The organism is Ralstonia sp. 25C (assembly GCF_051904805.1).
Classification (GTDB): Bacteria; Pseudomonadota; Gammaproteobacteria; order Burkholderiales; family Burkholderiaceae; genus Ralstonia.
Genome location: NZ_CP196737.1, coordinates 1,354,575 through 1,367,643, shown reverse-complemented (window position 1 = coordinate 1,367,643; position 13,069 = coordinate 1,354,575). Strand labels below are relative to the sequence as shown.

Genomic DNA, 13,069 nt, shown 5'->3' with positions numbered 1-13,069 from the left:
CTGCTGACCCGCTGATCCATGTCCAAAGCCGCCATCGTTCGCGAACCCATTCTCGTTGTCGATGACGAAGCCGACCTGCGCGAGCTGCTGGAGATTTCTCTGCGCCGCATGGGCCACGACGTAGTGCTCGCCAGTGGGCTGGCCGAGGCGCGCGAGGCATTGTCCCGCCAGCGCTTTGCGCTCGTGCTGACCGATATGCGCCTGGGGGATGGCCTGGGCATTGAACTCGTGCGCCAACTCTCGGCCACGGCCGACCGTACGCCGGTGGCCGTTATCACCGCCTACGGCAGCGCCGAGAACGCCGTGGAAGCGCTCAAGGCTGGCGCGTTCGACTACATCGCCAAGCCGCTCTCGCTCGACCAGTTGCGCAGCCTCGTGCTCAATGCGCTGGGCCGCCAGCAGCGTGGTCTCGACGCTGGGGACCCCGGTAACTCGGACCTGGCCGAGCGCACCAATGAACTGCTGCCCGGCCACTCCGCCGCCATGCAGGAAGTGCGCCGCTCGCTGATGCGACTGGCGCGCAGCATGGCGCCGGTGGTCATCAGTGGCGAATCCGGTAGCGGCAAGGAGCGTGCGGCGCGGGCGATTCACGCGTTGTCGGCGCGTGCATCGCGGCCGTTCGTGGCCGTGAACTGTGGCGCGATCCCCGAGAACCTGATGGAAGCCGAGTTCTTCGGCTACGTGAAGGGCTCCTTTACCGGCGCGGACAGCGATCGCCAGGGCTTCTTCCAGGCGGCCAACGGCGGCACGCTCATGCTCGACGAGGTGGCCGACCTGCCGCTGACGATGCAGGTGAAGCTGCTGCGCGCACTGCAGGAGCGCCGCGTACGCAAGATCGGCGAAAGCCGTGAAGAGCCGGTCGATGTGCGCGTGGTGTGCGCGAGCCACCAGAACCTCGCGCGTCTGGTCGCTGCCGGCCGCTTCCGCGAGGACTTGTTCTACCGCCTGAACGTGCTGGAGCTGCGCATGCCCACGCTGCGCGAACGCGCTGAAGACGTGCCCGTGCTGGCCGGCGTGCTGCTGGAGCAACTCGCCAGCCGCTATGGCGATCCACGGCCCAAGCGCCTGACGCGCCCGGCGTTGCAGCAACTGTGCGCATACCCGTTCCCTGGCAACGTGCGCGAGCTGGAGAACTTGCTCGAGCGCGCCTATGCGTTTGCCGAGGGCGAATCGATCGACGTGGATGACCTGGGCGCACTCGGCGCCGAGATCGAGCGTTCTCCGCTGTTCCACCGCACGCGCGAGGCGCAGGCCGCGGCCGCCCATCACCCGGCGGCGCCATCGCCGATGGCTGGCTGGGCCGACGCGGCTTACATGCCGGCCTCCGTGCCCAGCCCGATGGGCGCGTTGCAGCCGCTGCAGCCAATGCAGCCAATGCAGCCAATGCAGCCAATGCAGCCGCCGGTGGCACTGTCGGCGGAGCCAGCTCCGCCGGCGCAGCCCTTGGAGCCGCCACTGCCAAGCGTTGCATTGCCGATCGATCTGCCCGCCTATTTGGAGTCCGTGGAGCGCAGCGTGATCCTTGTGGCGCTGGATCAGACCGGCTTCAACCGTACGGCGGCGGCCAAGCTGCTCGGCTTGTCGTTCCGGCAATTGCGCTATCGCATGCAGCAGCTCGGCATCCGTGATCCGCGTGACATTGAGCCCGCCAACAACGGTCTGGAGGGCCTGAATGGCGATGCCTAAGCCGGGCCCCTTGCACATCGGTGCCGACGGCTGGGTGGATGGCATGCGGCGCCATCCGTCACCCAATATCGACGCGCGACCCGACGGCATGCCGATCGACCTGATCGTGCTGCACAACATCAGCTTGCCGCCTGCGCAGTCCGCAGCCGATTTCGGCTCGGACAACGTGCTCGACTTCTTCACCAACACGCTCGACTGCGACGCGCATCCGTACTTCGATCAGTTGCGCGGTGTGCGCGTGTCGGCGCATTTCTTCGTTCGCCGCACCGGAGAGTGCGTGCAGTTCGCGCCCTGCGACGCGCGCGCTTGGCATGCCGGCGTATCGGATTTCTTCGGCCGACCGCGCTGCAACGATTTTTCCGTCGGCATCGAGATCGAGGGCACGGACGACCTGTCCTTCACCCCCGAGCAATACGCCGCCACGGCATCCCTCGTGCGGGCCATCTGCGCGGCGTATCCGATTGCCGCGATTGCCGGGCACTCGGACATCGCTCCCGGCCGCAAGACCGATCCGGGCCCATGCTTCGACTGGGCGCATCTGCGTAAGCTCGGTGGCTTCGGCGCGGCACTGTTCCCCTATCAGCGCGCCCTGAAATAGCGGCAATTGCACCAGTGCAGTGCGGGCCACGGGGCCCTCTACTGCAGATGAGGTGACGTCTATCGATCTTGCGCGGTCGATTGAAAGAATTATTCTGAAAGGCACAGCATTGCGGCGCCGCAAGCCGGCCCCGCCGACCCGTTGTGCTGCTTGGGATGGCGGGCTTGCGGCGCTGCATTCCGATTGCAAAAGGACCAGTCGCCCGCATCTGTCAAGACTAGGCAAATGCGATCCATCCCCTATACTTAGCGCCAATCCCGGGGTGAGACACTAGATGTAGTGGTCGCTTTCCGGGATTCTTATTTCGGCGCCACGCGGGGGCGAGCGGTCGGCGGGTCAAGCCGGCGCTTGGGGGCTGAGAAAAGGCAAGGGTCTTTTCCGTCTCATTTCTCCGCGTAGCGCGCGGGTTCGCCAAGGGTATCCACCCGTCGGCGCGCCGATAAACGAACGGTTCAACAGGAGTCCACATGCAGACGGCCCAACCAGAAATTCACTCCGGCACCGCCAACCCCACTCAATTTGCGCAAGGCGCTGGCGGTACGGCCGTGGCCCCCAGCACCGCGTTCGGCGTCAACCTGGCGGACTACAAGATCATCCGTCGCAATGGCGCCGTGGTCGGTTTCGAACCCTCCAAGATCGCCGTGGCCGTGACCAAGGCCTTCCTCGCCGTGAATGGCGGGCAGGGTGCCGCTTCTGCGCGTGTGCGCGAGCTGGTCGAGGGCTTGACCCAGAACGTGGTGCGCGCACTGACGCGCAGCCGCCCCAACGGCGGCACGTTCCATATCGAAGACATTCAAGACCAGGTGGAACTGGCCCTAATGCGCTCGGGCGAGCACGATGTGGCCCGCGCCTACGTGCTGTACCGCGAGCGCCGCGCGCAAGAGCGCGCCCAGGCTGGTGAAACCGTGCAGCAACCGGCCGCCGGTGGCCTGAACGTGACCGACGGCGGCATCACCCGCCCGCTGGACATGGCCGCGCTGCGCAACGTCATCGTCACGGCCTGCACGGGCCTGGGCGAAGCGGTGGACCCGGAGCCGATCCTCAAGGAAACGGTCAAGAACCTGTATGACGGCGTGCCGATGACGCAGGTGTATGACTCCGCCATCCTGGCCGCCCGTACCCTGATCGAAAAGGACCCGGCCTACAGCCAAGCCACCGCACGCATTCTGCTGCACACGATCCGCCGCGAAATCCTCGGCCAAGAAGTCACGCAGGCCGAAATGAGCACGCGCTATGCGGAGTACTTCCCGAAGTTCATCCAGCGCGGTATCGAAGCCGAACTGCTGGACGAAAAGCTGGCCCAGTTCGACCTGGCCCGCCTGGGTGCCGCGCTGAATGCCGCGAACGACTTCCAGTTCAACTACCTCGGCCTGCAAACGCTGTACGACCGCTACTTCCTGCACGTGGACGAAGTGCGCATCGAGATGCCGCAGGCGTTCTTCATGCGCGTGGCCATGGGCCTGGCGCTGAACGAAGCTGACCGCGAAGCCCGCGCCATCGAGTTCTACAACCTGCTGTCGTCGTTCGACTTCATGTCGTCCACGCCGACGCTGTTCAACTCGGGCACGCGCCGCTCGCAGCTGTCGTCGTGCTACCTGACCACCGTGTCGGATGATCTGGACGGCATTTACGAAGCGCTGAAGGAAAACGCGCTGCTCTCCAAGTTTGCCGGCGGTCTGGGCAACGACTGGACCAACGTGCGCGCACTCGGCTCGCACATCAAGGGCACGAACGGCAAGTCGCAAGGCGTGGTGCCGTTCCTGAAGGTCGTCAACGACACGGCCGTGGCCGTGAACCAGGGCGGCAAGCGCAAGGGCGCAGTGTGCGCGTACCTGGAAACGTGGCACCTGGACATCGAAGAATTCCTGGAGCTGCGCAAGAACACCGGCGACGACCGCCGCCGCACGCACGACATGAACACGGCCAACTGGATTCCGGACCTGTTCATGAAGCGTGTGATGGAAGGCGGCGAGTGGACGCTGTTCTCGCCGTCCACCTGCCCGGACCTGCACGACAAGGTCGGCAAGGCATTCGAGCAGGCTTACCTGGCCTACGAAGACAAGGTCGCGCGCGGCGAGATCAAGCTCTTCAAGAAGATGCCGGCGCTGCAACTGTGGCGCAAGATGCTGGGCATGCTGTTCGAAACCGGTCACCCGTGGATCACGTTCAAGGATCCGTGCAACATCCGCAGCCCGCAGCAGCACGTGGGCGTGGTGCACAGCTCCAACCTGTGCACGGAAATCACGCTGAACACCAACGACAGCGAAATCGCCGTCTGCAACCTGGGTTCGGTCAACCTGGTCGCTCACCTGGTCAAGCAGGCGGACGGCAGCGTGGTGCTCGATCACGAGAAGCTGAAGAAGACCGTGCGCACCGCGATGCGCATGCTCGATAACGTGATCGACATCAACTACTACGCCGTCCAGAAGGCGCGTGAATCGAACCTGCGCCATCGTCCGGTTGGCATGGGCATCATGGGCTTCCAGGACGCGCTGCATGTGCTGCGGATTCCGTACGCCAGCGAAGGCGCGGTGCAGTTTGCTGATACCTCGATGGAAGCCGTGTGCTACTACGCCTACTGGGCGTCGACCGAGCTGGCCGAAGAGCGTGGTCGCTACAGCACCTACGAGGGCTCGCTGTGGGATCGCGGCATCCTGCCGCAAGACTCGCTCAAGCTGCTGGCCGAAGAGCGCGGCGGCTATCTGGAAACGGATATGTCGTCGACGATGGACTGGGACAGCCTGCGCGGCCGCATCAAGCAACACGGCATGCGCAACTCGAACTGCGTGGCGATCGCCCCGACGGCAACGATCTCCAACATCATCGGCGTGTCGGCCTGTATCGAGCCGACGTACCAGAACCTGTACGTCAAGTCGAACCTGTCGGGCGAGTTCACGGTGGTCAACGACTACCTGGTGCGCGACCTGAAGGCACGCGGCCTGTGGGACGAAGTGATGGTCGCCGACCTGAAGTACTTCGACGGCTCGCTGGCCCGCATCGACCGCATTCCGCAAGATCTGCGCGACCTGTACGCAACGGCCTTCGAAGTCGAGCCGACGTGGCTGGTGGAAGCGGCATCGCGTCGTCAGAAGTGGATCGACCAGGCGCAGTCGCTGAACATCTACATGGCCGGCGCCTCGGGCAAGAAGCTGGACGACACCTACAAGCTGGCGTGGCTGCGTGGCCTGAAGACCACGTACTACCTGCGCACGATCGGCGCCACGCACGTCGAGAAGTCGACCGTGTCGCGCGGCACGCTGAATGCGGTGTCGTCGGGTAGCGATGTGGGTGGTGTGTCGGCTGCGGGTGCGCCGCAAGCTGCACCGACCAGCGCGCTGGATGCCGCTGCTGCCACCGCCCAGGCCATGCCGGAAGCCGAAGGTGCCGTGTGCACGATGCGCCCCGGCGACCCCGGCTTCGAGGAATGCGAAGCCTGCCAGTAAAGAAAAAGCCCGCAGTGCGCTAACACTGCGGGCTTTTATGACCGGTTGAAGGGTGAGGCATTAGCACCTTCGACCCTCCGACAAGTCAGTTGTCGTGCGAGCGAATGATAGCCGGAGAAAGCCAAGCTAGTGCGGATTTTTTTATGGAGGTCCCCATGTCTAACAAGACATCGACTCATAAAATCGGCCGCGATGCACGTACCGGACAGTTCATTCCGGTTCGTGAGGCGCAGAGGCGTCCCGCTACTACGGTGGTAGAGACGATTAAGCACCAACCGGCTAAACCCTCTAAGCGTTAAGAGAGGGGGAGGGGCAATACCAAGAAGCCCCTTCTTTCTTTTGGGTTTTTCCGAGAACTCAAAAGAAAGTATGTGTGACCGAGCCGTGGCTCCACGGCTGGTAGACGTGAATTGCATGGAGAACATCACTATGTTGAGCTGGGACGACGACGTCAAACCTGCCGCACAACCGCAAGCTGCACCGCAGCCCGTGTATCAACCGCAGCCGCAATTGCAACCGGCCACCGCTGACCAAGGTGGCGTGCTGCCCCCATCGGCCACCGCCGCTGCTGCCACCGATTCGGGCACGGGCATCCTCGGCAACAACCCGAACGCTGCCGCTGCCCAAAGCAACCGCCGCGTGAACGCCGCTGACAAGCGCGTCATCAATGGCGCGACCGACGTCAACCAGCTGGTGCCGTTCAAGTACAAGTGGGCCTGGGAAAAGTACCTGGCCGGCTGCGCGAACCACTGGATGCCGCAAGAAATCAACATGTCGCGCGACATCGCCACGTGGAAGGACCCGAACGGTCTGACCGAAGACGAGCGCCGCATCATCAAGCGCAACCTCGGCTTCTTCGTGACGGCTGACTCGCTGGCTGCCAACAACATCGTGCTGGGCACGTACCGCCAGATCACCGCGCCGGAATGCCGCCAGTACCTGCTGCGCCAGGCGTTTGAAGAGGCGATCCACACGCACGCGTACCAGTACATCGTTGAATCGCTGGGCCTGAACGAGGCCGAGATCTTCAACGCGTACCACGAGGTGCAGTCGATCCGCGACAAGGACGAGTTCCTGATTCCGTTCATCGACACGCTGACGGACCCGTCCTTCAAGACCGGCACGCCCGAGAATGACCAGAAGCTGCTGAAGAGCCTGATCGTCTTCGCCTGCATCATGGAAGGCCTGTTCTTCTATGTCGGCTTCACGCAAATTCTTGCGATGGGCCGTCAAAACAAGATGACCGGTGCCGCCGAGCAGTACCAGTACATCCTGCGCGACGAGTCGCTGCACTGCAATTTCGGTATCGACCTGATCAACCAGATCAAGCTGGAGAACCCGCACCTGTGGACGGCCGAGTTCAAGGCCGAGATCACGGAGCTGTTCAAGAAGGCCGTCGACCTGGAATACCGCTACGCAGAAGACACCATGCCGCGCGGCGTGCTGGGCCTGAACGCCCCGATGTTCAAGGGCTACCTGCGCTTCATCTGCAACCGTCGCTGCCAGCAGATCGGCCTCGACGCGCTGTTCCCGAACGAGGAAAACCCGTTCCCGTGGATGAGCGAGATGATCGACCTGAAGAAGGAACGCAACTTCTTCGAGACGCGCGTGATCGAGTACCAGACCGGTGGTGCGCTGTCTTGGGAGTGATCTGAGCGATCAGTCCGACCCGGCATCAACGTAGACAGGCGACGCATCATGCGTCGCCTGTTTGCATTTGCGGCAGCCAATTCATGCCGACGTGGCACGCGCTTCAGAGCCGCGCCACATCCAGCATCGCCTGCACAAACGCCTGCGGCGCTTCTTGCGGCAGGTTGTGCCCGATGCCGCCGCCGATGTTCCGGTGCTGGTACTTGCCCGTGAACTTCTTCGCATACGCAGACGGCTCCGGGTGCGGTGCACCGTTGGCATCGCCTTCCATGGCGATGGTGGGCACGGTGATCGCGGGGCCGGACGCCAAGCGCTGCTCCAGTGCGTCGTACTTCGATTCGCCCTGGGCCAGCCCCAGGCGCCAGCGGTAGTTGTGGATGACGATGGCCACGTGGTCCGGGTTGTCGAACGCGGTGGCGCTGCGGTCGTAGGTGGCGTCGTCAAACTTCCATGTCGGCGAGGCGAGCTTCCAGATCAAGCGGTTGAAGTCCTTGCAGTTGACGGCATAGCCCTGTGCGCCGCGCTCGGTGGTGAAGTAGAACTGGTACCACCACGCAAACTCCGCAGCCGGCGGCAGCGGCTTGCGGTTGGCCTCCTGGCTGCCGATCAGGTAGCCGCTGACCGACACCAGCGCCTTGCAGCGCTCCGGCCACAGCGCCGCGATGATGTCTGCCGTGCGCGCTCCCCAGTCGTAGCCACCGAAGATGGCCTGCTTGATCTTGAGCGCGTCCATGAACGCGATGATGTCGGCGGCTAGCGCTGCTTGCTGCCCGTTGCGCGGCGTATCGGCTGAGCGGATGCGCGTCGTGCCATAGCCGCGCAGGTAAGGGACGAGTACGCGATAGCCCGCCGCCGCCAGCATCGGTGCCACCTCCGCATAGCTGTAGATGTCATACGGCCAGCCATGCAGCAGGATCATCACGGGGCCGTCTCTCGGGCCCAGGTCGGCATAGCCGATGTTGAGCACGCCGGCATCGATCTGCTGCAGCGTGCCGAACGGCTTGGCCTGGCCGGCCGGTGACGCGCTCGCACTCGACGGCGCCGGCTGCGCATGCACGAGTTCGGCCAGCCCGAGATCGAGCACGCCAATGCTGGCGATGGTGGTTCCAAGCAGACGGCGACGACGGAGGTTGATGGGGTTCGACATGAGCTTCTCCGGACGGATGAGTTGGCGGGTGGGAAACGAGGAATCGATCGCCTCGTTTCCAGCATTGAGCGCCCGCGATGTATCCCCACGGTTTCACGATGCGGCCGATTTGTATTGCTCTGTAGCAATGGGCCTCCGTGGACGGGGTTTTGTATGCACGTGTATCCGGCCGCCGCCCCGGTACATGCCCAGACAAAACGGCCCGATCAGCGCTACGTGCGCGATACGTCAGACGTCTTCAATGCATCCCGTGGCAGCGACGCCGAGTCAACACCCAACACCGGCCTGCCGCGCAATCCCAACCCTCTGTTCATTGTTCAAAGGAAGACGATCATGACCCGCAATCTCGCCAAGACCCTTGCTGTTGTTGCGCTTGCTGTAGCCGCTGCTGGCGCCCAGGCCGGCGCGTCCGTCGGCGCACGTGACCCGTACACCGAAGGCGCTCGCGCCGTGCAAAGCGCTGTCGATGCCTATACGGAAGGTGCACGCTCGGCTGACCTCTACACGGACGGCGCTCGCGCCACCGACATCTACACCGATGGCGCCCGCAGTGCTGATCCGTACTACGACGGTGCTCACGCCTGAACCCACTCCGCACGACCCCAACCCGCCTGATCAGAAGGAGCCGACATGTTCCCCCGCAAATCCGTTTCCACCGCAGTGCTCGCACTTGGCATGGCTGCCAGTGCGCCGCTCTTTGCCGCCACCACGGCCGACGCCGAGCCGCCTTCCGTGGTGATCGTGCACGGCGCGTTTGCCGATGGGTCCGACTGGGCCAAGGTCATTCCGCTGCTGCAGGCCAAGGGCGTGAAGGTGCAGGCCGTGCAGAACGGTCTGAACTCGCTGGCCGACGATGTCGCTGCAACGCGCCGCGCCATCGGCAATCAGGCCGGCAAGGTGGTGCTGGTCGGGCACTCCTGGGGCGGCACCGTCATCACCGAGGCGGGCGCGGACAGCAAGGTCGCAGGGTTGGTCTACGTGGCCGCGTTTGCCCCGGATGCCGGCCAGTTGACGGAAGAAGTCGGCAAGGGCTATGCGCCAGCACCCGGTATCGGCAAGCTGGTGGCCGATGCCAACGGTTATCTCTCGCTACCCGCTGCCGCGCTGGCAAGCGATTTTGCGCAGGATGTGCCGGCCGCCCAGGCCCGCGTGATGGCCGCTACGCAAGGGCCCATCAAGGCAACGGCGTTTGGCGAGCGGACCACGGTGGCGGCTTGGCAAAGCAAGCCTTCGTGGTTCATCGTCAGCGAGCACGACCGGATGATCCAGCCGGACCTGGAGCGTGCCATGGCGAAAAAGATCGGTGCCACGGTGACGAGCCTGCCGACCAGCCATGTCCCGCAGCAGTCGCGCCCGCAGGATGTGGCAAAGGTGATCCTCGATGCGGTGCATGCGGTCGAGGCGCGCCACTAAGGTTGTACAGATTGCCTGCGCGCTGGTCTGGGCCTTCGCCCCTGGCGCGCAGACCGCCGATCATCGAACAAAAAAGGCGCTCGCGAGCGCCTACTTCCTGCAAGGCCCCAACCCTCTACTGCCCACCGCCAAGAAGGCGCCATGTCGCCAACGTTGGCGGTCTCGGCCGCCATCCACATGATGGCGTGTAGCGTTTGGCCGCCATAGACTGGTGCTCCCCCGGTAGCTGCTGGACGATACAAGGAGCGCCCATGGAGTCCAACCCCACCCACGTCGACACCGCCATCGAGACCCCCGTGCTGCGCGATGACCGCGACGGTGTCGTCACACTACGGCTGAATCGGCCGCTGCAGTTCAACGCGTTGTCCGAGGCGATGCTGGATGCGCTGCATCGTGCACTGAGCGACATTGCGGGCGATGCCGACGCGCGCTGTGTGGTGCTCGGGGCAGAGGGTAAGGCCTTCTGCGCTGGGCATGACCTGCGCGAGATGCGCGGCACGCCCGAGCTGGCGTATTACGAGGCGTTGTTTGCGCGCTGTAGCACGGTCATGCAGGCGATTCAGGCGCTGCCGGTGCCGGTCATTGCGCGTGTGCACGGCGTAGCCACGGCGGCGGGGTGCCAGCTGGTGGGCAGTTGTGACTTGGCCATCGCGTCAGATGCGGCGCGGTTTGCGGTATCGGGCATCAACGTCGGGTTGTTCTGCTCGACGCCGGCAGTAGCGCTGTCGCGCAACGTTTTACCGAAGCGCGCGTTCGACATGCTGGTGACGGGGCGTTTCATTGATGCAGCCACGGCGGCCGACTGGGGCCTCATCAACGAGGCCGTGCCCGAGGCCGAGCTGGATGATGCCGTGGCCCGTAAGGTGGCGGAGATCGTCTCGAAGAGCCCCGCCGCCATCCGTTATGGCAAGGCGATGTTCTATCGGCAGCGGCAGTTGCCGCTCAGTGAGGCCTATGCCTACGCGGGCGATGTGATGGCCCGCAACATGATGGAAGAAGACGCCGGGGAGGGCATCGACGCCTTCCTGGAAAAGCGGCCCGCCCGCTGGCGGTCGTAAGGGCAGCGGGGGGGCACGTCGATCCCGTGGGTTACTGCGGCTTGCGCGCTGCCAGCAGTTTCTGGATGGCGGCTTCCGTCTCGGCATAGCGGCCCTCGCCAAAGTGCTGGTAGACGATGCGGCCATCCGCGTCGATCAAATACACCGCGGGCCAGAACTGGTTGTGGAAGGCCGACCACGTGGCATAGCTGTTGTCTTGCGCCACGGGGTAGCGCACATCCAGGCGCTTGAGCGCGGCCTGCACGTTGGTGGTCGACTTCTCGAATGCGTATTCCGGCGTGTGCACGCCCACGACGACCAGGCCCTGATCCTTGTATTTGTCGTACCACTGCTTCACGTGGGGCAGCGTGTTGAGGCAGTTGATGCAGGAGTACGTCCAGAAATCCACCAGCACGACCTTGCCGCGCAGGTCTTTCATAGACAGCGGTGGCGAGTTCAACCACTGGTTGATGCCGGCAAACTCAGGCGCTGTCGCATTGGTGGCGGCGGTCTGGCTGAAAGCCGGCGCGCCGGTGCCGACAAAGTAGACGGCGCCGATAGCGAGGGCCGCAAGGGCGGCGCGGAGGGGTGTGCGCATGATGTGGAATTCCTGAAAGGTTGGAAACGGCGGCCCGCCCGCCGCTGGTGGCATGGATGGCGGGCCGTGCGGTGCGTCAGACCAGGTTCAGCTCGACGTGGATGTTGCCGCGCGTGGCCTTGGAATACGGGCAGAGCTGGTGTGCGGCTTCCACCACGGCTTGCGCCACTTCGCGGTCCAGGCCGGGCAGGCTCACGTTCAGGCGGGCTTGCAGGAAGAACGCGTCGTTGGTGGTGCCCAGGTCGACTTCGGTGTCGAGTGCCACGTCGGCAGGCAGCTTGACCTTCATCTGACTGGCCGCACGGCCCATGGCGCCGATGAAGCAGGCAGACCAGCCCGCGGCAAACAGTTGCTCGGGGTTCGTGCCGCGGCCGCTGCTGCCCGGGGGCGACAGCTTCAGGTTCAGGCGGTCGTCGTCGCTATGCGCCTGGCCGTCGCGGCCGCCGGTGACGTTGACCTTGGCGGTGTACAGCACGTTCTCAATGCGGGTCATGGTGAGGCTCCTGGTTGATCCATTGAAAAAAGGGGGGGAGAGGTGTGTCGCCGGCTGCCCGGGCCACGAGACGTATTAGAGAAGGCCGACGTATCCCAGACGTAGCGCGAAAGGGCCTTTCTGTCTGGGCATGTATCGGTGTCGAGGCTGGATACAAACGCGTACAAAAAGGCCGCGTTGTCGGCTTATGGCGCAGGCCGATTCACGCCTAGCCCGTTGACCAGCACTTGCTCAAGCTGCGTGGTGTTGCTGGAAGACAGCCGCGCCAGCAGGCCGGTATCTGCGCCGAGTGCGATGAGGGCCACGCCGCCCAGCACGCTGGCGCCCATGACACGGCGGACCCATTCGCCCATGCCCATGGAGCGCTTCATCGCGTTGAGCACGCGGCCACCGAGTCCCAGTGCCGCCGCCAGCGACGTTGCCGCGCCGGCCGCATACGCCGCCAACGCCAGCGCGCTCGACACGCTGGCGCCTTTGAGGGCCACACCTGTCAGCACCAGGCCAAGGATCGGACCCGCGCATGGCGCCCACAGCATGCCGGTGGCCACGCCCAGCAGCAGAGAAGCCGCCATCGACGGTTCTGCCGACGCATCCCCTGTAGCCGCCCGACCTGCGAGCCGGTTGCCCAGCGCCACCGCTGGCCGTGTCATCAGATCGGCCAGCGTGGGCCACAGCAGCGACAACCCGAACACCGCCAGCAGCGCGAGCGCCGCAAACCGGCCGACTTCATTGGCGTGCACGGCCCATGTGCCACCGGCCGAGAGCAACGTGGCAAAGCCGGCAAATGTCAGTGCCATGCCGGCGAGCATCGGCAGTTTGCCGCGCAGGAAGGGCTGTCCGGTACGGCTTAGGACGAAGGGCAGCACGGGCAGGATGCACGGGCTCAGGATGGTCAGCGCGCCGCCCAGGTAGGCGAGTATCAGCAGGCTCATGATGGACAGTCCTCTGCAAGGGTTGGAATGCCGTCCATCAGACGCCGCGCGCGTAGCTGGCATGTATCACTA

At 64.5% G+C, this 13,069-nt stretch carries 10 protein-coding genes and 1 pseudogene; 7 read left to right on the top strand and 4 right to left on the bottom strand.

What is annotated here, in order from left to right:
• The first annotated feature begins 18 nt into the window (after nt 1–18).
• The 4 genes from ACS7SF_RS06355 (at nt 19) to ACS7SF_RS06340 (ending at nt 7,377) form a co-directional block, all read left to right on the top strand.
• Nucleotides 19–1,686: a sigma-54-dependent transcriptional regulator gene (locus ACS7SF_RS06355; protein WP_439892199.1), complete on the top strand. Its 1,668-nt coding sequence runs from the start codon at nt 19–21 to the stop codon at nt 1,684–1,686.
• Nucleotides 1,679–2,284: a 1,6-anhydro-N-acetylmuramyl-L-alanine amidase AmpD gene (ampD, locus tag ACS7SF_RS06350; RefSeq protein ID WP_439892707.1), complete on the top strand. Its 606-nt coding sequence runs from the start codon at nt 1,679–1,681 to the stop codon at nt 2,282–2,284. Before ACS7SF_RS06355 ends, ampD begins: the two co-directional genes overlap by 8 nt.
• Before the next feature lie 467 nt (nt 2,285–2,751).
• A complete protein-coding gene (locus ACS7SF_RS06345) occupies nt 2,752–5,727 on the top strand; it encodes a ribonucleoside-diphosphate reductase subunit alpha (protein WP_439892198.1) in 2,976 nt (991 codons plus the stop codon).
• Between the two features lie 429 nt (nt 5,728–6,156).
• Nucleotides 6,157–7,377 carry a ribonucleotide-diphosphate reductase subunit beta gene (locus ACS7SF_RS06340; RefSeq protein ID WP_439892706.1) on the top strand — a complete coding sequence of 407 codons (1,221 nt, stop codon included), beginning with the start codon at nt 6,157–6,159 and terminating at the stop codon, nt 7,375–7,377.
• A gap of 103 nt (nt 7,378–7,480) precedes the next feature.
• On the opposite strand, the gene ACS7SF_RS06335 is transcribed toward ACS7SF_RS06340, so the two are convergent.
• Nucleotides 7,481–8,524, bottom strand: coding sequence for an alpha/beta fold hydrolase (locus tag ACS7SF_RS06335; protein WP_439892197.1), 1,044 nt, complete (start codon nt 8,522–8,524; stop codon nt 7,481–7,483).
• Between the two features lie 333 nt (nt 8,525–8,857).
• Between ACS7SF_RS06335 and ACS7SF_RS06330 the strand changes: the two genes are divergently transcribed.
• The 3 genes from ACS7SF_RS06330 (at nt 8,858) to ACS7SF_RS06320 (ending at nt 10,995) form a co-directional block, all read left to right on the top strand.
• Nucleotides 8,858–9,109 carry a hydroxyquinol 1,2-dioxygenase gene (locus tag ACS7SF_RS06330; RefSeq protein WP_439892196.1) on the top strand — a complete coding sequence of 84 codons (252 nt, stop codon included), beginning with the start codon at nt 8,858–8,860 and terminating at the stop codon, nt 9,107–9,109.
• Between the two features lie 45 nt (nt 9,110–9,154).
• Nucleotides 9,155–9,937 (top strand): alpha/beta fold hydrolase, encoded by a 783-nt coding sequence (locus ACS7SF_RS06325; RefSeq protein WP_439892195.1) that lies wholly within the window; start codon nt 9,155–9,157, stop codon nt 9,935–9,937.
• A gap of 251 nt (nt 9,938–10,188) precedes the next feature.
• Entirely contained in the window at nt 10,189–10,995 is an 807-nt protein-coding gene (locus ACS7SF_RS06320; protein ID WP_439892194.1) for an enoyl-CoA hydratase, read from the top strand.
• A 31-nt stretch (nt 10,996–11,026) separates the two neighbouring features.
• Here ACS7SF_RS06320 and ACS7SF_RS06315 read toward each other — a convergent pair whose 3' ends face one another.
• The 3 genes and pseudogenes from ACS7SF_RS06315 to ACS7SF_RS06305 all read right to left on the bottom strand — a co-directional run.
• Nucleotides 11,027–11,572 (bottom strand): thioredoxin family protein, encoded by a 546-nt coding sequence (locus ACS7SF_RS06315; protein WP_439892193.1) that lies wholly within the window; start codon nt 11,570–11,572, stop codon nt 11,027–11,029.
• A 76-nt stretch (nt 11,573–11,648) separates the two neighbouring features.
• Nucleotides 11,649–12,065, bottom strand: coding sequence for an organic hydroperoxide resistance protein (locus ACS7SF_RS06310; RefSeq protein ID WP_439892192.1), 417 nt, complete (start codon nt 12,063–12,065; stop codon nt 11,649–11,651).
• A gap of 206 nt (nt 12,066–12,271) precedes the next feature.
• Nucleotides 12,272–12,997 (bottom strand): annotated as a pseudogene (locus tag ACS7SF_RS06305) (cytochrome c biogenesis CcdA family protein); the annotation flags it as partial.
• Nucleotides 12,998–13,069 lie beyond the last annotated feature (72 nt).